The organism is Devosia ginsengisoli (assembly GCF_024707105.1).
Classification (GTDB): Bacteria; Pseudomonadota; Alphaproteobacteria; order Rhizobiales; family Devosiaceae; genus Devosia; species Devosia ginsengisoli_A.
In genome coordinates, this window is record NZ_JANQAJ010000006.1 from 266,274 (window position 1) to 291,891 (window position 25,618).

Below are 25,618 nucleotides of genomic sequence, written 5' to 3' on the forward strand. Positions count from 1 at the left end.
ATGAGTGCCACCCCCATGCATCCGCGCCATGCCGCGCCGGTTACCACCCGCGATGAAATGGCGGCCTATCTGCGCGCGCTCCATGCCCCGCTCGAAGCCTATTATTCGCCGGGTCGCGCCAGGGTTCGCCTGGCGCCATTCGCCGGGGATTTCGATGTGGAATCGGCCGAACTCGAAGGCTTTGCGCGGCCGCTCTGGGGCCTGGCGCCCCTGCTGAAGGGTGGCTATGAACTGCCATTCTGGCCGGAAGTGCTCAAGGGCCTAGGCAATGGCGTGGACCCCGAACATCCCGAATATTGGGGCGATGTGGTGGATTTCGACCAGCGCATCGTTGAATCGGCGGCCATTTCCTTCACCCTGCTGCTGGTGCCGGAAAAGAGCTGGGCGCTGCTGGACGACAGAGCCAGAACAAACCTGGGGCGCTGGCTGCGGCAGGTGACCGAGGTCAAGTCGCCACCCAACAACTGGGGCTATTTCTCGGTTCTGGCTCATCTGGCGCTGAACGCGCTGGGCTACGACACCGACCGGCAGAAACGCGACGCGCTGTTGGATTTCCTTGAATCCTGCGCCATGGGGCCGGACGGCTGGTCGTCCGACGGCCACCGCCCGCAGGTCGATCACTATATCGGCTTCGCCATGCATTTCTATGGCCTGCTCTATGCCCAGTTCTCGGGCGACGACGTGCGCGGCAAGCGCTTGCGGGACAGGGCCAGGGCCTTCGGCCGGCAGTTCCGCGAATGGTTCGCCGATGACGGCGCGGCTCTGCCCTATGGCCGCAGCCTGCCCTATCGTTTTGCGCATGGTTCGTTCTGGAGCGCTGCCGCCTTCGCCGATGCTTCGGCATTCGATCCCGGCGCGCTGAAACGCCTGGCGCTGGGCAATATCCGCTGGTGGCAGGGCACCGAGGCGCTGGACCGCGATGGCGTGCTGTCCATGGGCTATGCCTATCCCAACCCTGTGGTCGCCGAGTTCTACACTTCGGCGCAAAGCCCCTATTGGGCCTTCAAGGCCTTCCTGCCCCTGGCCCTGCCCGCCGACCATCCCTTCTGGCAGGCAACAGAGGAGGCGCCGCCGAGCGAGCTGGATGCGCGCATCCAGCCGGTTCCCGGCATGGTCATGCAGCGCCACCAGGGTGTGGTCACGGCTTTGACCGGTGGCCAGGAGGCGGCGGACCGCTTCCTGCACACCGCCGAAAAATACAGCAAATTCGCCTATTCCACCCGCTATGGCTTCGGTGTCGAGCGCGACAGCCGCTGCTTTGCCTACGGGGCCTTCGATTCCATGCTGGCGCTGAGTACCGATGGCATCCACTTCGCCATGCGCAAGCACAGCGATCTGCATGGCATCGTCGATGGCATGCAATATTCCCGCTGGAGCCCCCTGCCCGGCGTGGTGGTGGAAAGCGCCAGCATTCCGGCCGGCGTGGGGCATTTTCGCGCGCATCTCATCGAAAGCGATGTGGCGCTGGATCTGGCGGAGGGCGGATTTTCGCTACCGATGCCAAGCCGCTCGTCGGTCAGTCTTGCCGCAACAGATTCCATGATCATGCTGACAACCGGCGAAGACGCTTCGGCATTGCATGTGCTAGCCGCCCCTGCGTCGGTGACGTTGCAGCACCAGATCGGCGCGCCAGGATCGCATCTCTATTTCCCGCGCGCCGTCGTGCCGCAGGCGCGGCTGTCCGTGGCGCCGGGGCGCCACCTGCTGGCCAGCTGGTTTGCCGCCTCGCCCGACAAGGTAGCCGTGGTAGCGGGTCCCCCGGCCCTGCCCGCGCTGGAGCCGCTCTTCGAGCACCTGCGCGCCCATGCCAGGCCCCCGAAGGCTGGCATGCGACATCGCAGAATGCGGTGAGCTTCCTCGTCGCGCGCGACCGCGCCACCAATGGGCTGGGCCGCGCGTGATCATCGATAGCCACCAGCATTTCTGGCGCCTCGAAACCGGTTTCTACGACTGGATACCGCCCGCCGACGCCGCGCTGCGCCGCAATTTCGAAGCCAGTGAACTGGTGCCGCAATTGCGGAATGCCGGCATAGACGGCACGATTTTGGTGCAGGCGGCCAATACCGAGGATGAACTGGTCGAACTCAGTAACCACGCGGCAGGGGCCGGATTCGTCCGCGGCATCGTGGCGCCGCTCGAAATCGGTCGCGCCGGAACCGCCGACCGTATCGCCCGGATGGTCGCTACGCCATTGCTGGTCGGCTTCCGTCCGCCGTTCCGGGACCTGTTCGACGCAGATGGCGCCATCACCATTGCCGCTGATGCCGCACTCAGCGCGATCGAACGACACGATCTGGCATTTGACTGCCTGGCCCTGGGGCCGGCGCTGGGAATGATTCCCGCCCTGGCCAAGCGATATAATGGACTAAGGCTGATCATCGATCATGGCGGCAATCCCGACCTGACCGAAGGCCGCGTGTCTGCCGCGTGGCGACGCGACATGCGGGCCATCGCCGCTTGCCCCAATACCGCCTGCAAGCTCTCGGGCCTGCTCACCCGCCTCCCGGCAGGTGCCGACCGCACCATCGTAGCCGAGCATGTCGCCATCCTGCTCGACCTGTTCGGCCCCTCGCGCCTGCTCTGGGGCAGCGACTGGCCGGTCCTGACCAAGGCAGCCAGCTATGACAACTGGCTGCAGCTGTGCCGCGCGCTGCTCGACAACCTCGATGCCGCGGAAACCGCGGCGGTGTTCGGCGGCAATGCCATGAGGGTCTACGGACTGGAGGATGCGCATGAGCGCACAGCCTGAATTGCAGGTCTTCATCTGCCGGTTGCATCGCGACAAGATCGCACTCTACGAGGCCATCCACGATGGCATGACGTCGCCCCATGCGGCCAATACCCGTCGTGGCTACGACATTCTGGACATCTACCGGCTTGATGACCTGCTCGTCATGCTGACCCGGCGCCATGCGGGGCCGCCGACCGAGCCCACGGCAGAGAGCAAGGAACAAGCCGCGCGCTGGCATACCGCGCTGGCCGAATGCTTCGCCGAGCCCTGGCGGCCGGCACCGCGCATATTTTCCCTCGCCCTTGCCGGCGGCACCTCCACACCAGACGGAGCTCATAGATCATGAAATTTGCCAGCTTCATCGTCGATGATGTCGCCCATTACGGCCCTGTCAGCGGCGAGATGGTTCACGTGGTTCCCGAGAGACTGCGGGCACAATTTCCTGATCTCAAAAGTGCTATTGCCGGGCAGGCCCTGGAGCAGATGGAGGCTGCGGCCCTGCGTGAGGGCACGCCCTATCCGCTCGCCTCGCTGCAATACGCTCCCGTCATACCCAATCCGGGCAAGATCATCTGCGTCGGGCTCAATTATCGCGCCCATGGCGATGAAAGCGGCCGACCGAATTATCCGGCCCTTTTCGTGCGCTTCGCCGATACCCAGATCGGGCATGGCGAAAATCTGGCCATGTCAACGGAATCGGGGATGTTCGATTTCGAGGGCGAGCTGGCCGCTGTCATCGGCACTCCCGGCCATGGCATCACGGCGGAGGCGGCGCTGGACCATGTTGCGGGTTATGCCTGCTACAATGACGCCACCATGCGAGACTGGCAGCACCATTCCACCCAATATACCGCGGGTAAGAACTTTCCCGGCACTGGCGCTTTCGGGCCGTTCCTCGTCACGGCAGACGAGGTCGGCGACCCCAGCCAGTTGGCCATAGCGACGCGCGTCGACGGCGCGATGATGCAGAGTGCCAGCACGGTGGATATGCTGTTCTCGGTTCGCGACATCATCGCCTATGTCTCACGCTTCACGCCGCTGGCGGCAGGCGATGTGCTGGTCACCGGCACGCCGGCCGGCGCCGGCGCCGGACGCAAGCCGCCGGTTTTCCTCACGGCCGGCATGGTGGTCGAGGTGGAAATCGAGCGGGTCGGATTGCTGCGCAACAGGGTTGCCGCGGCCCGATAACCGCCGGTCAGGCGACGAAGCGCAGGAAGCGCGCCCAATCATAAGGACGAATGTCGTGCGGCCCCGGCCGCAGGTGCCAGCCGATGGCGCCGGATTGGCATTCGGCATCCTCGTGCCAGGCTTCCTGCAGCGGCGGCAGGGTCTGCTGCCACATCGGCGCGGCGCCGGCCAAAGCGAGATATTCCCCCTTGGGGTCGCACCAGTGATCCTCCGAGGCGCTGGCGACATAGAGGCGTCGGGGCGCAACCGAAGCCAGCAGATGGTGCTGATCCAGCGGGACTGCGCCTGCCGGCGCCGGATTGGGGCAAGTCCAGTGCGGGAACCGCGCCAGCATTTCCGCCGGGGTCTCACCCAGATTGCGGCTGCTGAGGCTGGCGCCGAGGCAGCCCGAATTGTTGACCAGAACGACGCCGATACGCGCGTCATGGGCCGCCGCGAGCAGGACGGCCTTGCCGAGCCGCGAATGGCCGGCAGCGATCACTCGGCTCGCGTCGATCTCGGGAAGCCGCTCGGCCACATCGATCAGCCGGCTGATCGACCAGGCCCACAGGGCGATGGCGCCCGGTTGCGGCTGAGCCGGATCCGGCCGGGTAAGTGGCCAGACACCCACGCCCTGCCATTCAGTCTCGGAATCGGGCACCCATGAGCCATAGCAACTGGTCAGGACGGCATAGTCGGCATCGTTGATCTGCTTGATGGGCCAGCGATAGCCGGTAATGCCGCGATGGCTCTCGGACAGGCGGCCGCCCGACGAGCGGGAAATCCTTGCATCGGGGTCGATGGGATAGCCATCCCCGAAAAACATGCCGGTCGGGCCGAGAAAATCGAGGCCCAGCGCGATAGGAAACGGCTTGCCATCATGCCCGGCGGGCAACCAGAGCGCGGCGTCCACCCTGAACTGCCGTTCAGCAACCTTGAGGGTGATGGCAATACGCTCGGCGGTCTCGCCGGCAATCGGAAAGCGCTCGATGGTGATGCTGTCGGGGGCAGACGGCATGACGCCGTAGATTTCCCGTGCGAAGCGATCGAGCCAAGCGGCCCGCACCCCGGCCGCATCCCCGGGCACGCGTCCGGCTTCAAACAGAGCAGGGACCGCTTCCGACACCAGGCTGTCGTCGAAATTGAGCTCGGTCAGTGCAGTGACGGCGCCGGTCATGAACCCCTCCATGGACGAATGTGGTCAGGCCCGCAGGACTTCCCGCGGGCCCGCAGAGATCAGTTCGAGGTGGCCAGCCAGGCGTCGATCTGGCGCTGCAATTCCTCGATCACCCGCGGCAGGCCGGCAACCTCCATTTCCGCAAGCTGCTGGTCAAGGAAGCTGTCCACGTCCTCGACGCGCCCGTTATCCAGGGCTTCGAGGTTGGGAATGATCGAGCCCAGAGCGGCCATTTCGTTCTCGACCGGCGTGATATCGAAGGCAAAGCCGAGCATTACGGAGGGCGTCGCCTCGGCATTCATGCGGAGGGATTCCTCGTTATCGGCAATATCGGATGCCTTCTGCGGATAGATCAGGAAGCTGTTGCCCCAGACCCATTTGATATTGGGCCAATAGGACGCCTTGTCGAGCAGCTCGACCAGGGTCTTGTCGGCATTCCACTGCCAGTTGACGCCCTCGACGCCGAGCGCCAGGCCGTTGACCACTTCGGCATCGGTGTTGAGCAGATGGATCAGCCGGAGAGCCTCGACCGGATGCTCGCTGTCGGCCGATACCGACCACATGGAGGCGTTCATTGCCGCCGTGGTCAAGGCAATGGGGGCGATGCGCTTGGGCTGGAAGGGCAGGCCCTGGAAGATACGGTGCGTCGGGCGATCCTGGGCGCTGTCCATATTGAAGCCGACCGTGCCCGCCGTGACGGCGGAGAGGAACTGGTCGCGGTTCATCGGGTTGGGATCGGTCAGGCCCATTTCGTGCCACTGGCGACGCAGTTTGACCTGCGCGCGATATTCGGGCGTGGCGTAGAAGTTGACGATCTTCCGGTCCGGATCGTCCATTTTCACGGCAAGCAGTGTGTAGGTGCCCGAGGTCGCGACCGGATCGTAGCCGAACAGTTCGGCGGCCGCCGCCACCTTGCCACCGAAGGCATAGAAGCCTTCGCCCTCGCCGGCCACGACTTCCTCGAAGATGGGCGTCAACTGCTCGTATGAGGTGATCGAGGCCAGGTCGATATCGTATTTTTCGACCAGATCGGCGCGGGTGTTGAAGCCGAAGGTTTTCGGGAACATCTGCTGGACCGGAATGCCGTAAAGCTTGCCGTTGACGGTTCCGACCTTGAGCAGTTCGGGCGGGATGTCCGCCTGCAACTGCGGCACGTCATCGAGATACTCGTCCAGCGCCAGCAGGTTTTCCTGGCTGACATTGCGGTAGAAATTGTTGATCCACGACGACGTCATGGCGATGTCGAACGGCTCGCGCGACGACATGACCAGGCTCATGCGCTGGTTGTAGTCGCCCCATGGAATTGGAATGAGATCGATATGGGCCCCGATCTTTTCCTCGAGAACCGGGTTCAGTGCAGCCTCGACCGCATCCACGCCCTCATTGGTCCAGGTGGCATCGGGATTGAACAGGGTCATGATCCGCAGGGTGGGGAACATCCTGTGCCAGTGCCGCCGTGCTGGCCAGCATCGCGGCCGCCATGGCCAACATCCATTTGGTCTTCTTCATCATGCTCGGTTTTCCTCCTGATTTTACCAGAGCCGTATTGGTGGTCGGCAGGCGCAGGCAGCGCGCCGCCGGATCTAGAAAAAGGTCTTGATGGCGTCGATGACCGTCCAGTCGTCATCGACCGCCAGCAGCACCTTCCATTTGTCGAACGTGGTGCAGGGGTGGGAGATGCCGAAGCCGATAATGTCTCCCACGGCCAGATCTGTATGGGTCTGCAGGCTCAGATGTCCGTGCTGGTCATTGATGCCGGTGAGCCGCATGTCCGCGCCGAGAGGCAGTGGACCATCGTCCCGCCCGGGGCGGAAATGCAGCAAGGGCACCGGCATGCCACCATCGGTGCCCACGTCGCGACGACCGAGCGATATGATCGCCTTTTCGGGTTCGGGCCGGGACAGGACCTGGGCGAAGACCAGCAGAGCGGGTTCGAAGCCATCGGCCGGCAGAGCCTGATCACGCTGGCGTACGGCGGCGAAGGCCGTCTCGTAGGTGCCGGAATCGTGAGTCAGGTAACAACCGCTGCGCGCCACGAGCCGGGTCCGTCCGGCCAATGCCGAGGTCTGCAACCGTTGTGCCAGCCGGTCGTAGTAAGCCGAACCGCCCGCCGACAGCAGAATTTCACCGGGATCGGCAAAGGCTTTGAGGGCGTCGCATTGCACGGCAATGCTGCAGATGCGGTCGAGGAATTCATCGACCAGCGCAACGTCGGAAAGCAGGCCCTCAAAGCCGGCCACGCCGCGTAGCGGCAAGCCGGCTTTGCGGATCGCTGCTACGGTCGCCAGCGCGGCCTCGACGCTGCGGCAGCCGGTGCGACCACCGGCATAGCCGATTTCCAGCAGGCATTGCGGCAGGTTTCCGGACGAGCGGCAGCGCGCCAGCCTTTCCGCGCCTGCCACCGAATCGACCAGGATGAACAGTTCCAGGTCGGGCGTCCGGGCGAGTACGCCCGCCACATAGTCGATTTCGGCAGTACCGATCACCTGGTTGGCAATGATCAGGCGCCGGAAGCCGAAATGCAGGCAGACGGCGAGATGGGCGACACTGGAAATGGTAATGCCCCAGGCGCCGTCGGCGATCTGCCGTGCGAAGAGTTGCGGCGCCATGCTGGTCTTGCCATGCGGTGCCAGCGATATCCCGTTGGCGCCCAGATAGGATTGCATGGTCCGGCTGTTGCGCTCGATTGCCGACAGGCGTAATGCGGCGACGGGAAATGACACGTCATTGCGGAACAGGTTCCAACCCTTCCCACCCACCTCGCCGAACGGGATCGGGCAGTTTTGCGGCAGCAGGCCCTTGGTGCCGGGCGCCAGATCGAGCGCGGCCAGTTCGGCTATTGCTTCGGCATAGATGCCTGCCGACAGGGCGGGATTGAACGGAAGCTGGTTCATGACGCCACCGCCAGCGGCGGGAACGCCGCCCAAAGGGGCTGGTCCGCATCCTGCAGTATTGCAGGGTCACAGACGGCGCCGTCGCGGATGAGCGGCCTGGCGCGCTTGATATGTTTGGCGATGGAGGTTTCCGGACCAATACCATGAACGGCCCGCAGGCGGCCTGCCGGACACAGCGCAAACGAGAGCGCACTCTCCGGATCGATCACGCGGTGAACGAGTGTCGCCCCGTCCGGCGGCAAGCCGAGGCCCTGGATTCCGAGATCATACTGGTCCGACCAGAACCAGGGGACGATATCCGTCGGCAGCGCACGGCCCGCCATATTGCGCCCGGCGATCTCGCCCAATTGCCGCGCCGCCTCCCAGCTTTCGAGCCGCACGAGGCGGCCATCGAGCGGGAAGGCACAGCAATCGCCACTGGCCCAGATGCCCGCTTGCGATGTCCGCAATTGCGCATCCACGACCACGCCATTGGCGATCGCAAGGCCTGCAGCTTCCGCCAGTTCCGTTCGCGGAATGCTGCCGATGGCGACCGGCACCAAATCCGCGGTGATTTCGGCGCCCGAACTGAGCAGAAGCCGCTCGCCGGTCGGTCCGCTCTCCACGCTAGCAATTGTCGTTCCAAACCGGAATGCCACGCCCATGGCGCGATGCCTGGCCAGGGCGATTTCCGCTATGGCAGGCGGCAGGACGCGGGCAAGGGGCCGGTCCTGGCTCTCGATGACGGTGACCTGGGCGCCGGCCATGCGGGCTGCCGCAGCAAGTTCGAGCCCGATCAGGCCGGCACCGACAATGACGATGCGGCTCTGACCGTTGAGGTAAGGCCGCAGCCGCGCCGCATCGCCGGCCCGGCGCAGGGTCAACCAGCGGTCGGAATTGCGGCCGGGCAGGTCAAGGTCGCGCGCCTCCGCACCGGTCGCGAGCAGCAGGCCGGAATAGGCGATCCGTTCGGAAGTGCCCAGCGTCACCAAGCGGTTGGCGGCATCGAGGTGCGTTGCTCTTGTATCGAGGCGGATGTCGATGGCTGGATCGTCGAGCAGTTCCGGCGGGATTACGCTTGATGGTCTGGCATGGCTGGAGCCGAGAAACTGCTTGGAGAGCGTCGGGCGCTCATAGGCGTGGATGTCTTCCTCGCACACCCATACAACCGGGCCGCGATAGCCTTCGGACCGCAGTCCGGCAATGGCACAGGTCGCGCTTTCCCCGCCGCCAATAATGACAATGGGATCAGCCCGCATTGGCCAGTCCGACATAAACCACCCCGTCTTCCACCTTGGTGGGCATGGTACGCAGGTTGATGCAGGCCGGAGCGCCCCTGGCCTCGCCGGTACGATAGTTGAACCGGCCGTTGTGCTTGGGGCATTCGATGATGTCGTCCATCACCAGCCCGTCCTCGAGCTTGACCTGTTCATGCGTGCACAACCCCTCGGTGGCATAGAAACGGTCATCGGGGCTGCGATAGATGGCGACACGATTGCCGGCGATGGTGACGCCCAGGACGTCCTCGAGATCGACGTCGTCGCTATTGCAGGCCTGGTGCCAGGTCAGCTCATTGCTCATGATGCTTGCGCTACGTTGACGGTGACGGGGCCGCCATGCAGGTCCGAGCGGTATGGCTTGGCCGTGGGTGGCAATTCCCGGATCAGGAAATAGTCGGGATCCTTGCTCTGCCGCCACAGCACCGGCAGGATGTCGCGATAGGCGTGGAACGTGCTCTTGTCGGGCGGGGGCGTATCCGCCTTCATGATCTCATGCAGTTCTGGGAGCTTGTGATAGGGCACCATCGGGAACATGTGGTGCTCGATGTGATAGTTCATGTTCCAGTAGGCGAACCGCAGCACCGGATTCATGTAGACGGTGCGCGAGTTCAGCCGGTGATCCAGCACATCTTCGGCCAGTCCGGCATGCTGCAGCACGCCCAGATAATAAGCGAGCCAGTGGCCGTAGATCTTGGGCACCGGCCCGAAAAGCAGCACGGGCATCCACGATTGCAGCACCACGGCCAGCGCAATAATGCCGGCATAGATCAGCAGCCATATCCGCGCATCGCGATAAACCTTCGACCATTCCATTTCGGGGATGAAGGTCTTCTCCTCCGCGGTCAGGCGGCCCGTGGCATGTGAGGCGATATTGTAGACCGCCTTGCACACATTCCAGACCGGCACGATGCTGAGAATCAGTTTGGCGAAGTCGATCGGCCGGCGTCCGAAAATCTCCCGATCCCGGCCCACGATGATGGTGTCGGTATGGTGCCTGGTATGGCTCCAGCGCCAGATAGTGGGCTCGCGCAGGATCATGAAGCTGGCCATGTGGTAGACTACGTCATTCATCCAGCGGGTCTTGAAGGCCGTGCCATGCCCGCATTCGTGCCAGCGGGAATCCGCCGCCGAGGCGTAGAATACGCCATAGGCCAGGAAGAAGGGGATCGACCAGGCGGACGGCCAGAAATACCACGCGCCCGCGCCGAACCCGGCAAGCAGGGCAAACCAGATCAGCGTATCCCTGACGGCCGGTCCATCCGAACGCTTCATCAGCGCCTTTATGGTCGAGCGGGGTATGTCGGTCTGGTACCATTCGGCCGCTGCCAGGCCCGAGGCCACGGCCAGTTCCGCATTCCGCCCGATCAAGGAATAATCGCGGGCAGTAGGCTTCATCGTCTCGCTCCCAATCTGCAGCAAGCAGGCCGCGTCAGCGGCCATCGCATTGGGGAGCAGCATAGCCCGCGGCTCCGGGGCGAAACGAATTACATCTCCTAGCTTTGATATTAGTTGAGCTAATAGACAGACGGCTTGTTCGGCGGAGCCACGCCCTGCATCTGCTCGATCAGCCACGCAACGAAAATGTCGATATCATCGCGGTTTTCTGCGGGGCGTTTCAAAACGAAATAGCGCGGACCGGGCATGGGCTCATGGCCGGGCAGGGCGATCATGCGACCATTGCGGATATAAGCATTCACCAGCAAATGGCGCCCCATGGCCAGTCCATTGCCGCCCGATGCCGCCTGATAGGCTAGGTATGCCATGTTGAAATAAGTGTTCCGCGTGCGCCGTCCCCATGGCCGGCCATTGGCTTCGATCCACATGATCCATTCTGCGACCTTGGAGGGTGAGTCGGTCCAGGGATCGGCATCGTGGATCAGGGTGATCCGCTCCTCGGGATTGGCCTGGTAGCGCTCGATATATTCACGCGTGGCCACGGGATACAGCCATTCCTGAAACTCGGCGATCACCTGGACTCTTGACGGCGGTGTCGGAGCGTAGCGGATGGCCACATCGATGCCCCCCATGCTCATCTGCGTCGTGTCGAGCATGGTCATATCCGCCAGCAAGGTGACCGTGATATTGGGGTTAGCCTCGGTAAAGTCGGACAAGCGGGGCGCCAGCCATTCCAGTGCCAGCGATGGAACGCAGTTCACCGTCACCCGGCCATAGGCCGCAACATTGCTGGCATTGGTCAGCGCCGTGGCGATGAGGTCAAAGCCTTTGCTGAGGTCGGCATAGAGCATCGCGCCGGCCTCGGTGAGGTGAATGCCCTTGTTGGTCCTGTTGAAGAGCTTGATCGCCAACCGCTCTTCGAGGCGATGGATGCGCTGCGTCACGGCGCTCTGTGTGAGCGCCAATTCGCTGGCTGCCTGCTTCATCGACCGCTGCTCGGCGGCTACCCGGAAGAACCAGAGATCGGATGCCAGGCTGGCATCCAGTTTCCTAGCCACGCTTGTACCTCATGTGGCCGGCTCACCGCGAACCGTCTGGCCGAAAGCCTGCACCATGAGATGCGCCGATTGCAAGCTGCGACCCATCTGCCGGCGATGTCGGCCGGTCTCAATGCAGGCGCACCTTATCTTCCATGACGATCAGTCTGCGAACATCGAAACCAGGCCAACGGCAATGGCGGCATAGAGACATCGCCGCCGCCAATGTGGTGATGCGCTCGAAAATCCAGGTCTGGCAGATTCCGTCCACGGTCTACCGCATGATGGCGGTGAGCTATGCCGAGCTGCAGGACCTGGCCAATTACGGCTAGCCCGCATCACGCAGCTACGGTCGGCGTCGGATGCCGGCCGTTCAGCTCGAATCGCGATCCTCGCGCTCGTATTCCGCATGGGTCGCCGCTTCGGTCAGTGCCTTTTCGGCCCTGGAGCGCTGCCGGTTGCGATAGAGGCCATAGGCCATGGCCGCCCCGAGTATGACCACACCCAGGGTCAGCACGATCAGCCAGAAGGACGGTCCTGATTCCATTGCGACTCTCCTTGCCTGGGCTTGGGCGCCTCGGGCTTGACGGGCTGGTCATGCTCGCTGCCGTCGGGCCTGCGGCCCAGATCGTCGATATTGTCATCCTTCTGCCTGCCCGGGCCCGTCTCGGTCGGTGCGGGTTTGGATTTACCGGTATCCATCAGGTCACCACCTTCTGGCCCGGAGGCGGATTGGCCTCCAGGCGATCGAGCGCCAGCCCGACCCGATCCGCCACATCGAGGTCAAAATCCTGATCGGGGCTGGTCAGCTCATACTGGCGAAGCTGTTCGGGCTGGATACCAGCTTCCGCGGCGAACCGCTCGAGCTCCATCCCCAGCGCCAACCGGCGATTGTGATCGCCCTTCGGTGAACGCCGCCCGGGATCAATCGGAAGGGACATTGGTCCATCCTTCCTGCAAGTGCAGATGGTGATCAACCGCCCCGCATGGACTTGGTTCCCTCTCCCGACACGGTCGTCCGGTCTTTAAGCAGCAGGCCGCCTGGCTGCTGATCGGAACCACCAGTATGCGATTTCATCTTGTTCAGTTCGTTCAGTATTGACTGAACTATCGGTATCGCATAGCAAAACGCATGCCCCACTCCCTCTCGGCCGCCGAAAATTTTATCGAGCAGATGGGCCTGATCACTCAGGACGATGGCGGTCCGCGCATTGCGGGACGCATCATGGGCCTGTTGATCGTGGAGGGGCAGCCATTCTCGCTGGCGGAAATGGCCGAGCGGCTCAAGATCAGCAAGGCCAGCGCCAGCACCAATGCCCGCTTGCTGGCCAATGCCGGCATGATCCGTCAGACTGGCCGTGCCGGCGACCGGCAGGATTATTATGAGCTTGGCGAGGACCCCTATCAGCGGATGATGGAAACCGTCAGTGCCCGCCTGCGCAAGGTGGCGGATTTGGTGTTCGAAGCGGAAACCCGTTTTGCCGACGATGACGGCGGCGCCCGCAGCCGGGTCCACCAACTTGCCGAATTTTATGCCCAATCGGCCGACTTTCTCGCCGATTGGTCCAAGCAATCTGTTTCGAAGGGTGATGCGTCGCGAAACGCTGCCCCGCCCAGCACCGGAGATCGCGATGACAACTGAACATTCCAAGCCCGAATGGGCGCAGTCGAAGCGGGAAAAGGACAATGTGGCGCGCGTGGCCGCCGGCCTCAAGCCACGGCGTCGCCGCTGGCCCTGGGTCGTGCTGGCCCTGATCATCGTCGCCGCCATAGCTGGCTGGTTCCTGGCCAGCCAGCAGCCCGCGATTGCCCCGGTCGAGGCGCCCGTGGCCGCTCCGGTCATGCAGATCAATCCATCGGAAATCTCGACCATCGAGCCCCAGACCCTGGAACGCACGGTCAAGGTGACGGGCTCGCTGGCGCCGCAACGGCAGACGCAACTGGCCTCGCAGGTCTCGGGCCGCGTGGTCGCGGTCATGGCGCGACCGGGCGATGCGGTCCGCACCGGCGACGTTCTGCTCCAGCTCGATACCGAAAGCCTGCGCATCCAGCTCGACCAGCAGACCAGCACCGCTGAAGCCACACGGGCCCAGTTGGTTCTGGCAGAGAGCCAGTTGAACCGCACCACCGACCTCATCCAGCGCGGGCTTGCCGCGTCTTCGGGCATCGAGCAGGTGCAATCCAGCGCCGATGCCTTGCGGGCCAATCTGGCGGCGCTTGAGGGTCAGGTCGAGGCGGCGCGACTTGCGCTGCAGAATGCCACGCTGAAGGCGCCTATGGATGGCATCATCTCCGAGCGCAGTGTCAGCGCCGGCCAGACCGTGCAGCAGGGCGCCACATTATTCACCATCGTCGACCTGGCCACGCTCGAGCTCAATGCCTCGGCGCCGGTGGGGTCGAGCGTCCAGCTCGCCAAGGGCCAGGCGGCGACGGTCTCCGTCGAGGGGCTGCCCGGCCGGAGCTTTCCCGGCATAGTCGATCGCATCAACCCGGTCGCGCTGGCCGGAACACGGACCATCCCGGTCTATATCGTGCTCGAAAATGCCGAGGACCTGCTGCGCGGCGGCATGTTCGCCACCGGCCAGATCGTGGTGGCCCAGCAAACCGATGCCCTGGCGGTGCCGGAGACGGCGCTGCGCGAGGATGCGGAGGGTTTCTTCGTGCTCAAACTAGCTGATGGCAAGGTGGTGCGGCAGGCCATCGAGCAGGGCGAACGCTGGAACGGCAATCGGCTGGTCGAAATCACCTCGGGGCTGACGGCAGGCGATGTGGTGGTGACGGCGCCGCTGACGCAATTGCAGCCGGACGACCTGGTCGAGATGGTGGAGGGCTAGATGTTTCTCACCCGCATCAGCGTCAATCATCCCGTCTTCGCCACCATGATCATGGTGGCCATGCTGGTCTTCGGCATCTATTCCTACCAGCGGCTGCCGATCGAGCAATTGCCCGATATCGACCTGCCGGTGGTGGCCGTCGTGGTAAGCTATCCCGGCGCCTCGCCAGAGGCAGTGGAAAATGACATCGTTCGACCCATTGAGGAATCGGTCAATACGATCAGCGGGCTCGACACGATCCAGTCGACCTCGCAGGCCGGCCAGGCCATGGTCATCATTCTCTTCGACATGAACGTCAATTCCCAGGCCGCGGCGCAGGACGTGCGCGACCGGCTGGCGACGGTGGAAGCCTCCTTCCCGGAAAATGCCGGCGACGCGCAGGTCCTGCGCTTCGATCCGTCCGAACTGCCGGTCCTGTCGCTGGCGGTGAGTTCAGATACCCTGTCGCCGCGCGACCTTACGGCCCTGACCGACGATGTCATCGTCAGCCGGCTGTCCAATATTGCCGGCGTCGGTCGGGCCACCGTGGTGGGCGGCGTGCCGCGCCAGCTCAACGTGCTGGTCGATCCCGACCGGCTCAATGCCTTCAATGTCGGCGTCGGCCAGGTGATCCAGGCGCTGGGGCAGGAGAACCAGAACCTGCCTGCGGGTTCGATTACCGATGGTGCGCAGGTGCAATCCATCCAGGTCGAAGGCCGCATCGAGAATGCCGACGATTTCCTCGATATCGTGGTGGCGCGCCAGGGTGGACAAGCCGTCTATCTGCGCGATGTCGCCACCATCGAGGACGGCCAGGCCGATGTGACCAGCCTGGCCCTGCTCAATGGCGAGCGGGCGCTGGCCATCGACGTGGTCAAGACCCAGGGCGCCAATACCGTTGGCGTGGCCGCCGAGATCCGCAAGGTCATTGCCGGCCTGCAGGCGGATGTGCTGCCCGATACGGTGCATCTGGAAATCGTCACCGACAATGCGGTGCCGGTCGAGGAATCGTTTCATGCCGTGCAGAACATGCTGATCGAAGGCGCGGCCCTGGCCGTGCTGATCGTCTTCGTGTTTCTCAACTCCTGGCGCTCGACGGTCATTACCGGCCTGACGCTGCCGATCTCGATAATCGGCACGATGATCGTGCTCTACTTCCTCGGCTTCACGCTCAACATGATGACGCTGATGGCGCTTTCGCTGGCGGTCGGCATCCTGATCGACGATGCCATCGTGGTGCGCGAGAACATCATGCGGCACCTGCATATGGGCAAGAGCCACCGCCAGGCGGCGCTTGACGGCACCAACGAGATCGGCCTGGCGGTGCTGGCGACGACGCTCTCCATCGTGGCGGTATTCCTGCCCGTGGCCTTCATGGAAGGCATTCTCGGCCGGTTCTTCCTGCAGTTCGGCGTCACCGTTTCGGTGGCGGTGCTGATCTCGCTGTTCGTGGCCTTCACGCTCGATCCGATGATGAGCAGCGTCTGGTATGATCCGGCGGCCCATGCCAATGCCAAGCGCGGCCCCATCGGGCGCGCCATCGCCCAGTTCGACCGCTTCTTCCAGTGGATCAACGATGGCTATCGCGGCGTGCTGCGCTGGTGCCTCAAATTCCGCAAGACCACGTTGTCGGTGGCCCTGCTGTCCTTCGTGGGCACGTTCTTCCTCTTCCCGCTGGTCGGGGTGGAATTCGTTCCGGCGACCGATACCGGCCAGTTCCAGGTTTCGGTGGAAACGCCCACGGGTTCATCCATCGACTACACGGCCAGCAAGGTGCGGCAGGTCGATGCCACGCTCCGGCGTTTCCCCGAGGTCGAGGGCACCTATGCCACGCTGAATGCGGGCACGACCTCGGGCGACAATCGCGCCACCATCGTCGTCACCATGATCGACCAGGGCCTGCGCGAGCGCACGCCGCAGGATATGACGGTGCCGGTGCGCGAAGCCCTGGCACAGATTCCGGGCGCCGAATTCATGGTCGGCGCGGCCTCCGGGCTGGGCGGGGTCGCCGCCCCGGTCTCGATCACCATCTATGGCGACAATTTCACCGTTCTCGACCAGTTGGCCGACCGCCTGATCGCGCAATTGCGCACGGTCAAAGGCCTCGAAGACATCGAATCCAGCCTCGACGCGGCCCAGCCCGTCCTTGGGATCCGGATCGACCGGGATCTCGCCAGCGACCTCGGCGTCAGCCTGAGCCAGATCGGCGCGACCCTCGGGCCGATGCTGGGCGGCCAGGATGTCACCGACTGGACCGCGCCCAATGGCGACAATTACACCGTGGCGGTTCGCCTGCCCGAATGGGCGCGCGACGACATCGAGACCCTGGGCTCGCTGCCCATCACCCAGAGCGGTGCCACGGGTTCGAGCGGCATGATCCGGCTCGACCAGGTGGCGCAGATCGTGCAGTCGCAGGGTCCGGGCGAAATCCTGCGCCAGGACCTGTCGCGCCAGGTCAGCGTCACGGCGAACCTGTCAGGCGTCGGGCTAGGCGATGTCACCGCGCAAATCCAGGCAGCGATTGACAGCATCGAGATGCCGGCCGGCTATCGCATCGCCACCGGCGGCGATGTCGAGCAACTGGCCGAGACGGCCAATGCCGCCGGGTCCGCCCTGTTGCTGGCCGTCATCTTCATCTATCTCGTGCTGGCCAGCCAGTTCGGCAGCTTCCTGCAGCCGATCGCCATCATGGTATCGCTGCCGCTCGCCCTGATCGGCGTGATGCTGGGTCTGCTGGTCGGGGGATCGACACTCAACATGTTCTCCGCCATCGGTTTCATCATGCTGATGGGTCTCGTGGTGAAGAACGCGATCCTGCTGGTCGACAATGCCAACCAGCATGTGAAGGAAGGCTGGAACCTGTTCGACGCCCTGGTCGAAGCCGGCGCCACCCGCTTCCGTCCCATCATCATGACCACCTTGGCCATGATCTTCGGCATGCTGCCGCTGGCGCTCAGCCTGCACGAGGGTAGCGGACAGAATGCGCCCATGGCGCATGCGGTGATCGGCGGCCTGATCAGCTCGACGGCGCTGACGCTGGTCGTGGTGCCGGTGATGCTGACCTATATCGACGCGTTCGGGCGGTTTGTCCGGCGGTTCCTGCCGCGTGCCCCCCATGACGACCTGCCGGCAGAAGCCAGCGAGAGTGCCGGCGCCTGATCGAGCGCCGGCACGAACCCGGTCAAGTGGAGCGCGCGGGCGGTGCTCGTCACCGTCCGCGGATTCCCGCCCAGGACGCTATGTGTCTTCGTTGAACCAGCCGACAACTTCGGAACTATGCTCGACATAGGGCAGGCGCTCGAAGCAGTGGCCGACCAACTGGCGCCAGGTGAGAAAATCGCCGGAGGCACCAAAGCCTACGACATGGTCCTCGACACTGCCCCAGCCGACCACCAACTGGTAGCGCCGGGGCAGTTCCACCACCTTGCGCAGCTGGAAGGACCGGAGACCGGCGGCACGCTTGAAGAGCGGCGTGGCGCGGCGAACGCCTTCCTCGAACTCCTGCTCGAAGCCTGGCTTGATATCGATCTGGGCGATCTCGAGAATCATGGAATGACCCGTCCTCGCTCAAGCCCGGCGGAAATCGCTGCCGAGTGCGATCGACTGCACCCCATCGGATGCGGATGGCTGGGCCCCGAAGGCGGACGGAACCGCTAGCTCGGCCGAGACGATCCGGTTCTCCAGTGCGCCGAGTCCCTCCACTTCCACCACGATGGTGGAGCCGGGCTCGATCGGCCGGGAATTGGCGGGCGTGCCGGTCAGGATCATGTCGCCCGGTTCGAAGGTGATGGTGCGCGCCAGATCGGCCAGCAGGTAGTGGGGGTCCCACAGCAGGTCGTTGGTATTGGCGTCCTGCACCACGCGGCCATCGATGAGCGTGCGCAGCCTTTTGTTGCGGAAGTCCCAGTCGGTAACCAGGGCCGGGCCGACCGGCCCCAGCGTGTCGCTGCCCTTGACCCGCACCATACTGTTCTCGTCGGTATCGCGGAAATCATGCAGGCCGAAATCGTTGGCGATGGTGTAGCCGGCAATATAGTCTGGCGCCTGCTCGGGCGTGATATTGCGGGTGGTGCGGCCAACGACGAGCACGAATTCGCCTTCGTAGTTGAGGAAGCGGCAATTGGCCGGCCGGACGACCGTGCCCTTATGGCCGTTGAGGCAGGACACCGACTTCCAGAAATAGGTCGGCGCCGGCGGCGGCTGGCGCTTCAACTCGTCGAGGCGGCTGCGATAATTGAGATGGACGCAGATCACCTTGGTCGGGACGGCGGGCGGCAGGTGCAGGACGTCATCGACCGCGTGCCTGCTGCCGTCGATCCAGGTAAAGGCGCCGTTTTCGACGGTCACGGTGCGGGCCACGCCATCGATCTGTACGCGTCGGAATTCAGTCATATCATTGCTCCGGATGGATGGGTCAGCGCGCGCCGGGCGGGGGCGCCGCCGGATAGCCGCGGCCGGCATAGTCGAAGCCACCCAGTTCAAGCGCCGTCAGATCGGCGGCCTGGGGGGACGCGTAATAGGCGCGGATTTCCTTGATGCGACCGCTGGCGGCATCGAAGCCGTACCATTCGTCACCGCGCAGCTTCTTGCCCTGCTTGGTCTTGAAGTGGGTCCATTCCATCACCGCGCGATAGCTGACCGGCTCGATCAGCAGGGTATCGACGCTCCAATAAGAGCCCAGGTCGCGCACCGCCCCGATCCAGCGATCGGCAATGGTGCGGGCGCCGCGAAATGGGCCCTGATACATGCCCGGCGGGAAATAATGCACGGCATCCTCGGTGAGGCAGGCCATGATCTTGTCCGCATCGGCCTCGTTGCAGCCGTCGAAATAGGTGCGGATGGTCCGCTCCATGGCTTCGGCGCGCTGGCCGATCAGGGGGTCGGAATAGGGATTCAATTGCGGTCTCCGCCGGTAGGTTCAGTCTTCAACGAAAATTTCCTTGCGACGCCGGACCATCATGGGCAGCACCGAGACGACCAGCAGTGCAACGGCAACCAGCAGCAGGCCCAGGCTGATGGGGCGGTCGAAGAAGATGGCCGGGTTGCCGCGCGACATCATCATCGCCCGACGCAGGTTTTCCTCGAGCAGCGGGCCGAGCACGAAGCCGAGCAGCAGCGGTGCCGGCTCGCAGCGCAGCCGGTAGAGCATGTAGCCCAGCACGCCGAACAGCGAGATCTGGTAGAGGTCGAAGGCGCTGCCATTGATGGCGTAGGTGCCGATGGCCGAGAAGATGATGATGGCCGGGAACAGCGCCTCATAGGGCACCTTGAGCAGGCGGATCCACAACCCGACCAGCGGCAGGTTGAGCACCAGCAGCATCAGATTGCCGATCCACATCGAGGCGATCAGCCCCCAGAACAGTTCGGGACGCGTGGTGATGACCGACGGCCCGGGCGCAATGCCCTGGATCAGCATGGCGCCAAGCATCAGCGCCATGACCGGATTGCTGGGAATGCCCAAAGTGAGCATGGGAATGAACGAAGTCTGCGCCCCGGCATTGTTGGCGGATTCCGGGCCGGCAACGGCCTCGATCGCACCATGCCCGAACCGCTCCGGATTGCGCGACAGCCGCTTTTCGAGGGCATAGGAGGCAAAGGACGACAGCAAGGCGCCGCCGCCCGGCAGGATGCCGAGAACCGAGCCGATGGCGGTGCCGCGCAGGATCGGCGCGGTTGACTGTTTGAGATCGTGCTTCGTCGGCATCAGCTTGCCGATCTTGTTGATTTCGCCGGAGCGTTCGTCTCCGCCGCCCAGGTTACGCAGGATTTCGGCGACGCCGAAAATACCCACCGCCACCGCGATGACATTGATGCCGGTGGACAATTCGATCAGCCCGAAATTCAGCCGCGGCAGGCCCGAATAGACATCGGTACCGATGACGCTGAGCAGCAGGCCGAGCACGACCATGGCAAGCGCCCGCAGCACCGAACCATGCGCCAGCGCGATGGAGCAGACCAGGCCCACGGTGATCAGCGAGAAATATTCCGCCGGTCCGAATTCGATGGCGACCAGGGTCAGTACCGGCGCGAAGGCGGCCACCAGGAGCGTGGCTATGGTGCCGGCGGCAAAGGACCCGATGGCCGCGATGGCCAGAGCCGGACCCGCCCGCCCCTGCCGCGCCATCTGGTAGCCATCGATGGCGGTCACGGCCGAGGATGCCTCGCCCGGCAGGTTGATCAGGATGGCGGTGGTCGAGCCGCCATATTGCGCGCCGTAATAGATGCCGGCCAGCATGATCAGCGATGCCGTGGGCGGCAGCGTGAAGGTGATGGGCAGCAGCATGGCGATGGTGGCCGTGGGGCCGACGCCGGGCAGGATGCCGATCAGCGTGCCGAGCAGCGCGCCGACGAAACAGAAGATCAGGTGTTCGGGAGTGGTGGCGGTCGCGAAGCCGAGCGCCAGATTACCAAGCATGTCCATGGCTCAGCCCACCATAAAGGTTGGCAGGAGCGGCAGCGTCAGTTTCAAGCCGAAACTGAACACGCCGACACAGATGATGGTCAGGCCGACGATCACGCCGAGCGCCATGCGCAGGGTCATGCGGGGGCTGGCGAAACACACAATGCCCACGCAAAGGGCCGTGGCCAGCGCCAGGCCCAGGCTGCGCACCGTCATGGCGAAGACGATGGGAGCAATAGTCAGCGTTACGATGGCCCGCCACGGCAGCGGCCCGAGTGGCGGTTCCTCGCTCGCCGCAGCCTCGGCGGCGATGGGGCTGAGGGACCGGAAACCCATGACCAGCCCGAGCAGCGCCAGCAGGCCGCCGAGCATGACGGGAAAAAAAGCCGCTTCCCATCTTGGACGGCGTGCCGACCTTGAGGGTCACCAGGGCGTAAAGGACAAAACCGGCGCCTAGCAGGACGCAGAACGCACCTGCCAGAAAATCTTCGCGTTTGATAATCACGAGCGAACCCCCTCCCGGGTCGGCTGGTCAGCGCTTGAAGCTGGGATCGAATGCCTCGGCCATGCGCATCAGCGCGGCCCATTCGGCGACATTGCCGCGCGTATCGTGCACGTCCCACTGCTTGGCCGCCAGTTCGCAGATGTCGGGCGGCGGCAGGCGCAAAGGCGCGCCGCTGGCCTGCGCCGCCAGTTGCACCTCGCAACTGTCGATGAGGTATTTCATGCTCATCATGGCTTCACCGATATTGGGCGCGCAGGTGAGCAGGCCATGATTGCGCAGGATCATCGCTTTTTTCGTACCGATGTCGGCAGCGATCTGGGCGCGCTCGGCATCCTTGTCGGAAATGCCGTAATAGTCGTGATAGGCCACGCGCTTATAGAAGCGCATGGAACCCTGGGTCAGCGGCAGAATCTCGGTGTCGAGCGCCGAGATGGCCATGCCGGCCTTGGTATGCACGTGGATCGAGCAGTTGATCTCGGGCCGCGCACCGAGCACGGCGGTATGGATATTGAAGCCGGCGACATTCACCGACCGCGTCCCGTCCTGCACCTTGCCGTCCAGGTCGAGCTTGACCAGCGACGAGGCGGTCACCTCGCTGAACAATTCGTCATTGGGCTTGAGCAGAAAACAGTTGTCCTCGCCCGGAACGCGGAGCGTAATGTGGTTGTAGACCAGGTTGGTCCAGCCGAACATGTCGGCGAGCCGATGGGCGGCGGCCAGATCGATACGCGCCGACCATTCCGCATCCGCCATTCCTGCCGGTTTGGCATGCTGCATCTGAGATGTCTGGACCATCTGTCTCCCCCGTTTTGGTGCCGTCAGGCTACGGCGGCAGAGTGGACTGTGTCAACAGGATTGAATTGCGTTCAATATACTGAACGTCGTTTCATGGCCACGAACGCCAAGCATTGGCTAATAATATTGTTTAATATCAATTAGATAAAGAAATCCACTCTGTCCCCTTAGGGACGACTTATCCCTTTGTAGCAGGCGAAATCGCATCGAACTTCGATTCGTTTGCTTGCCAATATGAATTGCGTTCAATACAGTGACCGACGTTCATCGGTCTGTGGCAAGTGCTGCCGACCGGATCGTGTGGGGAGGTTACGCGATGTTTGTTGAGCAGCGCGTCTATACGCTGAAGCCGGGAGCAACACCGGCATTCCTCGACTATTACGAGCAGAATGGCCGCGCCGTGCAGATCGGCCATCTCGGCAATCCGGTCGGGTACTATTCCACCGAGATCGGACCGCTCAATCAGATGGTGATGAGCTGGTATTACGCCTCGCTCGACGAGCGGACCCGCAAAAGGCAGCAACTGGCAGGCGATCCGGAATGGATGGCGTATCTGAAGCACGCCCGCGAATGGGTCACGACCCAGCAAACTACCATTCTCAAGCCGGCACCTTTCTTCACGGAGCATCTGCAAGCTTACATTCAAAGGGGAGGAACTCATGAATAAATTCAGGCTGCTCACGGGCAGCGTAGCGGCGCTGGGCACCGCGCTCGTGCTTCTGGGCACGGGCGGGGCGACAGCGCAGGACTATCCCAACAAGCCCATCCGCCTCATCGTGCCATTCAATGCGGGCGGGGGCATCGACACCACCGCGCGCTTCATGGCCGACAAGCTGGGCGAGGAACTGGGAACCGATATCATCGTCGAGAATATCGGCGGCGGCGGCGGTTCGCTTGGCGCTGCCGAAGTGCATCGTTCGGCCGGCGATGGCTATACCCTGCTCTACCATTCGTCGTCGGGTCCGGCCCAGGCGGCGGTGCGCGACGACCTGCCCTATGACTGGTTCGCCGATTTCATCCCGGTCTCCCAGGTCACCGCTTTCGCTTCTGCCATTGTCGTGGGACCGAACTTCCCTGCCGATACGATGGAGGAGTTCATCGCCGAGGTGAAGGCGCATCCGGGCGAATACAGCTATGCCTCCTCGGGCAATACCACGGCCGTGCACCTGCTGAGCGAGCTGTTCAAGACCAAGGCCGGGCTCGATCTCATCCACATCCCCTACCAGAGCACGGGCGCGGCAACGGCCGACCTTATTTCGGGGCGGGTGAGCATGGTGATCGATGGCCTGCCGGCACGCTCCAACGACATCAAGGCCGGCACGCTCAAGGCCTTCGCGGTGACCACCGCCGAACGCTCCGTCCTGCTGCCCGACCTGCCCACGCTGCAGGAGACAGGCATCGACCTGGTCGACGTCTACTGGACCGGGGTCTTCGCGCCCAAGGGCACGCCTGCTGAAGTTGTCGACAAGCTGGCCGCCGCAATCGCAAAGCTGATGCACGAGCCCGAGATGGTCGATAAGTTGCTGGGGGTCGGAACCGACGCGGTTGGATCGACGCCGGAAGAGTTCGCTGCCCTGTCACAGGCGACCTACGACCTGTATCGCGGCGTCGTCGAGGACAATCCGGCATTGCTCGAAGAATAGCCGCACCAATCCGGCCCATTCGCCCAACCGGGCGGGTGGGCCTTAGCCACACCAGACAAGCGCGAGTAGCCGTGAAAAGCAAAACGACCACCCTGAGCGCCCCGACCGCCACCGAGACCCCGGAAACCAAGGGCCTCGTGCCTGCCATAGAGCGGGCGGCCCGCCTGCTGGCTTTGCTGGAGGGCACGCCACACCGGGCCTTCTCGCTTGCCGAGATCGCCAGGCGGCTCGACATACCCAAATCCACCGCGCTCAATATCTGCTCGGAGCTGGTCCTGGCCCAGTTCGTGCGGCGGAGCCTGTCGGGCTATCAGCTCGGCCGCCGCCTGGTGCAACTGGGTTCGGCCTATGTCGCCAGCGTCGATCTGGTGCGCGAATTCTACGAGGTCTGCAACGGCGTCGATGCCGATCTGGGTGCGATCATCCAGCTATCGGTGCTCGACGATCAGCTCAACGCGGTCTACTTGGCCCGGCAGGACCACAACAGCCGGTTGCAACTGGGGCTGCGCTCGGAGATCGGCCGTCATGTGCCGGCCAATTGCACCGCGTCGGGCAAGGCCCTCCTTGCCGCATTGCCCGAGGACAATCTGGAAAACCGGCTGGTGGGGCTGCGCAAGCTCTCCGTCCTCACCCCCAATTCGGTCAGCACCGTCGCCAAGCTGCGGCGCGAGCTCAAGACCATCCGCGAGCAGGGTTACGCGCTCGACGACGAGGAAGTGCTGCCCGGCATAGCCTGCGTAGCGCGGGCCCTGACCACCGACCACCGCGAGGATCGCCTGCTGTCGATCAGCATCACGGCAGCAAAGGTCAACGGTACACTGGACCGGCAGATGGAGCTGCGACCGGTGCTCGATCGCTTCGTCGAGGCGATGCAGAGCCGCCTCTAGACCTTTCGACAATTTCGGCCGGCCCGCATGGGCGGCGACAAACAGGTATGCCAAATGACCCAGACTTCCTTCCAATGGCCCGATAACCACAAGATCGCCGTGATGGTGACCGTGCTGCTGGAAAGCTGGTCGGACCGCCAGGCGCCGCCCTATTCACCAATGACGACGCCACTCAAACCCGGCACCTATGACCGCGCCGGTGTCACCTGGGCTTCCTATGGCGTGCGGGCCGGGGTGTGGCGCCTCATGCGCATCCTGAAGCAGCACGGCATCAAGGGTACGATCTGCGCCAATGCGCGATCCATCGAGCTGATCCCCGACGCCATGCGCATGGCCGTCGCCGACGGCCACGAGATCGCGGCACATTCCTATACCCAGGATGCGCTCATGGCCTATATGAGCCGCGAAGAGGAACTGGCGATGATCCGGCGCTGCTCGGACGTGTTCGTCACCCATCTGGGCGAAAAGCCCAAGGGCTGGATCAGTCCGGTGCTGGCCTCGACCGACCACACGGCCGAACTGCTGGCGGGCGAGGGCTTCCTCTGGCACGGCGACTATAACGACGAGGACCTGCCGCGGGTGGTGCAGACGCCGCAGGGTTCCCTGATCGGCCTGCCCCACACCGATTTCGCCGATAATCGCGTGTTGCGGCAGAGCCCGCGCGCCTATTTCGACGCCTACAAGGACACGTTCGACTATCTCTACGCCAATGAACCGGGATCGCTGATCAACCTGACGCTGCATAGCCAGTTCGGCGGCCGGCCGCTGGTCTCCTCGGTGTTCAGCGAAATCCTGGCCTATCTCAAGGGCCATGACGGCGTGTGGTTTCCGCGGCACGACGAGCTTGCCACCTGGTTCAAGGGAACCGGCATAGAGGCCGTGCCCTACGCCCAGCGGTTCTTCGCCTGAACCGGC

Annotated in this window: 27 protein-coding genes and 1 pseudogene; 12 read left to right on the forward strand and 16 right to left on the reverse strand. The window is 63.7% G+C overall.

Features of this window, described 5'->3' with window-relative positions; genetic code table 11:
* The 4 genes from NVV79_RS04935 to NVV79_RS04950 are packed head-to-tail and all read left to right on the forward strand — an operon-like array spanning position 1 to position 3,919.
* Positions 1-1,851 carry a DUF2264 domain-containing protein gene (locus NVV79_RS04935; RefSeq protein ID WP_303986834.1) on the forward strand — a complete coding sequence of 617 codons (1,851 nt, stop codon included), beginning with the start codon at positions 1-3 and terminating at the stop codon, positions 1,849-1,851.
* Between the two features lie 46 nt (positions 1,852-1,897).
* Positions 1,898-2,749, forward strand: coding sequence for an amidohydrolase (locus NVV79_RS04940; protein WP_303986836.1), 852 nt, complete (start codon positions 1,898-1,900; stop codon positions 2,747-2,749).
* Complete coding sequence (locus tag NVV79_RS04945; RefSeq protein ID WP_303986838.1) at positions 2,733-3,077, forward strand: hypothetical protein; 345 nt, start codon at positions 2,733-2,735, stop codon at positions 3,075-3,077. Before NVV79_RS04940 ends, NVV79_RS04945 begins: the two co-directional genes overlap by 17 nt.
* Positions 3,074-3,919, forward strand: a complete 846-nt coding sequence (locus NVV79_RS04950; protein WP_303986839.1) for a fumarylacetoacetate hydrolase family protein — start codon at positions 3,074-3,076, stop codon at positions 3,917-3,919. The genes NVV79_RS04945 and NVV79_RS04950 overlap by 4 nt, the downstream gene beginning before the upstream one ends.
* A gap of 7 nt (positions 3,920-3,926) precedes the next feature.
* Here the strand turns inward: NVV79_RS04950 and NVV79_RS04955 are convergent, their stop codons facing one another.
* From NVV79_RS04955 to NVV79_RS04990, 8 genes are all read right to left on the reverse strand, one after another.
* Positions 3,927-5,075, reverse strand: coding sequence for a hypothetical protein (locus NVV79_RS04955; RefSeq protein WP_303986841.1), 1,149 nt, complete (start codon positions 5,073-5,075; stop codon positions 3,927-3,929).
* A 59-nt stretch (positions 5,076-5,134) separates the two neighbouring features.
* Complete coding sequence (locus NVV79_RS04960) at positions 5,135-6,493, reverse strand: ABC transporter substrate-binding protein (protein WP_303986843.1); 1,359 nt, start codon at positions 6,491-6,493, stop codon at positions 5,135-5,137.
* A complete protein-coding gene (locus NVV79_RS04965; protein WP_303986845.1) occupies positions 6,456-6,587 on the reverse strand; it encodes a hypothetical protein in 132 nt (43 codons plus the stop codon). Before NVV79_RS04965 ends, NVV79_RS04960 begins: the two co-directional genes overlap by 38 nt.
* Before the next feature lie 71 nt (positions 6,588-6,658).
* Positions 6,659-7,969 carry an alanine racemase gene (locus NVV79_RS04970; RefSeq protein ID WP_303986847.1) on the reverse strand — a complete coding sequence of 437 codons (1,311 nt, stop codon included), beginning with the start codon at positions 7,967-7,969 and terminating at the stop codon, positions 6,659-6,661.
* Entirely contained in the window at positions 7,966-9,207 is a 1,242-nt protein-coding gene (locus NVV79_RS04975) for an NAD(P)/FAD-dependent oxidoreductase (protein ID WP_303986849.1), read from the reverse strand. Before NVV79_RS04975 ends, NVV79_RS04970 begins: the two co-directional genes overlap by 4 nt.
* A complete protein-coding gene (locus tag NVV79_RS04980) occupies positions 9,197-9,529 on the reverse strand; it encodes a MocE family 2Fe-2S type ferredoxin (RefSeq protein WP_303986851.1) in 333 nt (110 codons plus the stop codon). The genes NVV79_RS04975 and NVV79_RS04980 overlap by 11 nt, the downstream gene beginning before the upstream one ends.
* Complete coding sequence (locus NVV79_RS04985) at positions 9,526-10,623, reverse strand: fatty acid desaturase family protein (RefSeq protein ID WP_303986853.1); 1,098 nt, start codon at positions 10,621-10,623, stop codon at positions 9,526-9,528. The genes NVV79_RS04980 and NVV79_RS04985 overlap by 4 nt, the downstream gene beginning before the upstream one ends.
* A 119-nt stretch (positions 10,624-10,742) precedes the next feature.
* Positions 10,743-11,681: a LysR substrate-binding domain-containing protein gene (locus NVV79_RS04990; protein WP_303986855.1), complete on the reverse strand. Its 939-nt coding sequence runs from the start codon at positions 11,679-11,681 to the stop codon at positions 10,743-10,745.
* Positions 11,682-11,815: 134 nt separating this feature from the next.
* On the opposite strand from NVV79_RS04990, the gene NVV79_RS04995 reads away from it, so the two are divergent.
* Positions 11,816-11,992, forward strand: a complete 177-nt coding sequence (locus NVV79_RS04995; RefSeq protein ID WP_303986857.1) for a hypothetical protein — start codon at positions 11,816-11,818, stop codon at positions 11,990-11,992.
* A gap of 41 nt (positions 11,993-12,033) precedes the next feature.
* Here the strand turns inward: NVV79_RS04995 and NVV79_RS05000 are convergent, their stop codons facing one another.
* Both NVV79_RS05000 and NVV79_RS05005 read right to left on the reverse strand, forming a co-directional pair.
* Positions 12,034-12,207 carry a hypothetical protein gene (locus tag NVV79_RS05000; RefSeq protein WP_303986859.1) on the reverse strand — a complete coding sequence of 58 codons (174 nt, stop codon included), beginning with the start codon at positions 12,205-12,207 and terminating at the stop codon, positions 12,034-12,036.
* Positions 12,208-12,361: 154 nt separating this feature from the next.
* Positions 12,362-12,601, reverse strand: coding sequence for a hypothetical protein (locus tag NVV79_RS05005; RefSeq protein WP_303986860.1), 240 nt, complete (start codon positions 12,599-12,601; stop codon positions 12,362-12,364).
* Between the two features lie 191 nt (positions 12,602-12,792).
* On the opposite strand from NVV79_RS05005, the gene NVV79_RS05010 reads away from it, so the two are divergent.
* Genes NVV79_RS05010 through NVV79_RS05020 form a run of 3 tightly spaced genes read left to right on the forward strand, consistent with a single transcriptional unit; the run spans position 12,793 to position 17,632 of the window.
* The gene (locus tag NVV79_RS05010; protein WP_303986861.1) at positions 12,793-13,302 is read left to right on the forward strand and encodes a GbsR/MarR family transcriptional regulator; all 510 of its coding nucleotides are present in this window, start codon (positions 12,793-12,795) and stop codon (positions 13,300-13,302) included.
* Positions 13,292-14,494, forward strand: a complete 1,203-nt coding sequence (locus NVV79_RS05015; protein ID WP_303986862.1) for an efflux RND transporter periplasmic adaptor subunit — start codon at positions 13,292-13,294, stop codon at positions 14,492-14,494. The genes NVV79_RS05010 and NVV79_RS05015 overlap by 11 nt, the downstream gene beginning before the upstream one ends.
* Complete coding sequence (locus NVV79_RS05020; protein WP_303986863.1) at positions 14,495-17,632, forward strand: efflux RND transporter permease subunit; 3,138 nt, start codon at positions 14,495-14,497, stop codon at positions 17,630-17,632.
* 78 nt (positions 17,633-17,710) lie between these two features.
* Here NVV79_RS05020 and NVV79_RS05025 read toward each other — a convergent pair whose 3' ends face one another.
* The 6 genes and pseudogenes from NVV79_RS05025 to NVV79_RS05050 form a co-directional block, all read right to left on the reverse strand.
* Positions 17,711-18,022 (reverse strand): antibiotic biosynthesis monooxygenase, encoded by a 312-nt coding sequence (locus NVV79_RS05025; RefSeq protein ID WP_303986864.1) that lies wholly within the window; start codon positions 18,020-18,022, stop codon positions 17,711-17,713.
* Between the two features lie 18 nt (positions 18,023-18,040).
* Positions 18,041-18,865, reverse strand: a complete 825-nt coding sequence (locus NVV79_RS05030; RefSeq protein WP_303986865.1) for a fumarylacetoacetate hydrolase family protein — start codon at positions 18,863-18,865, stop codon at positions 18,041-18,043.
* 22 nt (positions 18,866-18,887) lie between these two features.
* The gene (locus NVV79_RS05035) at positions 18,888-19,370 is read right to left on the reverse strand and encodes a nuclear transport factor 2 family protein (protein WP_303986866.1); all 483 of its coding nucleotides are present in this window, start codon (positions 19,368-19,370) and stop codon (positions 18,888-18,890) included.
* Between the two features lie 21 nt (positions 19,371-19,391).
* Positions 19,392-20,894, reverse strand: a complete 1,503-nt coding sequence (locus tag NVV79_RS05040; protein WP_303986867.1) for a tripartite tricarboxylate transporter permease — start codon at positions 20,892-20,894, stop codon at positions 19,392-19,394.
* 3 nt (positions 20,895-20,897) lie between these two features.
* Positions 20,898-21,254 (reverse strand): annotated as a pseudogene (locus tag NVV79_RS05045) (tripartite tricarboxylate transporter TctB family protein); the annotation flags it as partial.
* 151 nt (positions 21,255-21,405) lie between these two features.
* Positions 21,406-22,173: a class II aldolase/adducin family protein gene (locus NVV79_RS05050; protein WP_303986868.1), complete on the reverse strand. Its 768-nt coding sequence runs from the start codon at positions 22,171-22,173 to the stop codon at positions 21,406-21,408.
* Positions 22,174-22,489: 316 nt separating this feature from the next.
* Between NVV79_RS05050 and NVV79_RS05055 the strand changes: the two genes are divergently transcribed.
* The 4 genes from NVV79_RS05055 (at position 22,490) to NVV79_RS05070 (ending at position 25,612) form a co-directional block, all read left to right on the forward strand.
* Complete coding sequence (locus NVV79_RS05055) at positions 22,490-22,840, forward strand: NIPSNAP family protein (RefSeq protein WP_303986869.1); 351 nt, start codon at positions 22,490-22,492, stop codon at positions 22,838-22,840.
* Complete coding sequence (locus NVV79_RS05060) at positions 22,833-23,816, forward strand: tripartite tricarboxylate transporter substrate binding protein (RefSeq protein WP_303986870.1); 984 nt, start codon at positions 22,833-22,835, stop codon at positions 23,814-23,816. The genes NVV79_RS05055 and NVV79_RS05060 overlap by 8 nt, the downstream gene beginning before the upstream one ends.
* A gap of 71 nt (positions 23,817-23,887) precedes the next feature.
* Positions 23,888-24,703, forward strand: a complete 816-nt coding sequence (locus NVV79_RS05065; protein WP_303986871.1) for an IclR family transcriptional regulator — start codon at positions 23,888-23,890, stop codon at positions 24,701-24,703.
* Between the two features lie 54 nt (positions 24,704-24,757).
* The gene (locus NVV79_RS05070; protein WP_303986872.1) at positions 24,758-25,612 is read left to right on the forward strand and encodes a polysaccharide deacetylase family protein; all 855 of its coding nucleotides are present in this window, start codon (positions 24,758-24,760) and stop codon (positions 25,610-25,612) included.
* Positions 25,613-25,618 lie beyond the last annotated feature (6 nt).

What these genes read in the sequence shown, in the direction of transcription:
- NVV79_RS04935 (WP_303986834.1), top strand. Translation starts at nt 1, where the DNA reads ATGAGTGCCACCCCCATGCATCCGCGCCATGCCGCGCCGGTTACCACC.
- NVV79_RS04945 (WP_303986838.1), top strand. Translation starts at nt 2,733, where the DNA reads ATGAGCGCACAGCCTGAATTGCAGGTCTTCATCTGCCGGTTGCATCGC.
- NVV79_RS04950 (WP_303986839.1), top strand. Translation starts at nt 3,074, where the DNA reads ATGAAATTTGCCAGCTTCATCGTCGATGATGTCGCCCATTACGGCCCT.
- NVV79_RS04955 (WP_303986841.1), bottom strand. Translation starts at nt 5,075, where the DNA reads ATGACCGGCGCCGTCACTGCACTGACCGAGCTCAATTTCGACGACAGC.
- NVV79_RS04960 (WP_303986843.1), bottom strand. Translation starts at nt 6,493, where the DNA reads ATGACCCTGTTCAATCCCGATGCCACCTGGACCAATGAGGGCGTGGAT.
- NVV79_RS04965 (WP_303986845.1), bottom strand. Translation starts at nt 6,587, where the DNA reads ATGATGAAGAAGACCAAATGGATGTTGGCCATGGCGGCCGCGATGCTG.
- NVV79_RS04970 (WP_303986847.1), bottom strand. Translation starts at nt 7,969, where the DNA reads ATGAACCAGCTTCCGTTCAATCCCGCCCTGTCGGCAGGCATCTATGCC.
- NVV79_RS04975 (WP_303986849.1), bottom strand. Translation starts at nt 9,207, where the DNA reads ATGCGGGCTGATCCCATTGTCATTATTGGCGGCGGGGAAAGCGCGACC.
- NVV79_RS04980 (WP_303986851.1), bottom strand. Translation starts at nt 9,529, where the DNA reads ATGAGCAATGAGCTGACCTGGCACCAGGCCTGCAATAGCGACGACGTC.
- NVV79_RS04985 (WP_303986853.1), bottom strand. Translation starts at nt 10,623, where the DNA reads ATGAAGCCTACTGCCCGCGATTATTCCTTGATCGGGCGGAATGCGGAA.
- NVV79_RS04995 (WP_303986857.1), top strand. Translation starts at nt 11,816, where the DNA reads ATGACGATCAGTCTGCGAACATCGAAACCAGGCCAACGGCAATGGCGG.
- NVV79_RS05000 (WP_303986859.1), bottom strand. Translation starts at nt 12,207, where the DNA reads ATGGAATCAGGACCGTCCTTCTGGCTGATCGTGCTGACCCTGGGTGTG.
- NVV79_RS05005 (WP_303986860.1), bottom strand. Translation starts at nt 12,601, where the DNA reads ATGTCCCTTCCGATTGATCCCGGGCGGCGTTCACCGAAGGGCGATCAC.
- NVV79_RS05010 (WP_303986861.1), top strand. Translation starts at nt 12,793, where the DNA reads ATGCCCCACTCCCTCTCGGCCGCCGAAAATTTTATCGAGCAGATGGGC.
- NVV79_RS05015 (WP_303986862.1), top strand. Translation starts at nt 13,292, where the DNA reads ATGACAACTGAACATTCCAAGCCCGAATGGGCGCAGTCGAAGCGGGAA.
- NVV79_RS05020 (WP_303986863.1), top strand. Translation starts at nt 14,495, where the DNA reads ATGTTTCTCACCCGCATCAGCGTCAATCATCCCGTCTTCGCCACCATG.
- NVV79_RS05025 (WP_303986864.1), bottom strand. Translation starts at nt 18,022, where the DNA reads ATGATTCTCGAGATCGCCCAGATCGATATCAAGCCAGGCTTCGAGCAG.
- NVV79_RS05030 (WP_303986865.1), bottom strand. Translation starts at nt 18,865, where the DNA reads ATGACTGAATTCCGACGCGTACAGATCGATGGCGTGGCCCGCACCGTG.
- NVV79_RS05040 (WP_303986867.1), bottom strand. Translation starts at nt 20,894, where the DNA reads ATGGACATGCTTGGTAATCTGGCGCTCGGCTTCGCGACCGCCACCACT.
- NVV79_RS05050 (WP_303986868.1), bottom strand. Translation starts at nt 22,173, where the DNA reads ATGGTCCAGACATCTCAGATGCAGCATGCCAAACCGGCAGGAATGGCG.
- NVV79_RS05055 (WP_303986869.1), top strand. Translation starts at nt 22,490, where the DNA reads ATGTTTGTTGAGCAGCGCGTCTATACGCTGAAGCCGGGAGCAACACCG.
- NVV79_RS05060 (WP_303986870.1), top strand. Translation starts at nt 22,833, where the DNA reads ATGAATAAATTCAGGCTGCTCACGGGCAGCGTAGCGGCGCTGGGCACC.
- NVV79_RS05070 (WP_303986872.1), top strand. Translation starts at nt 24,758, where the DNA reads ATGACCCAGACTTCCTTCCAATGGCCCGATAACCACAAGATCGCCGTG.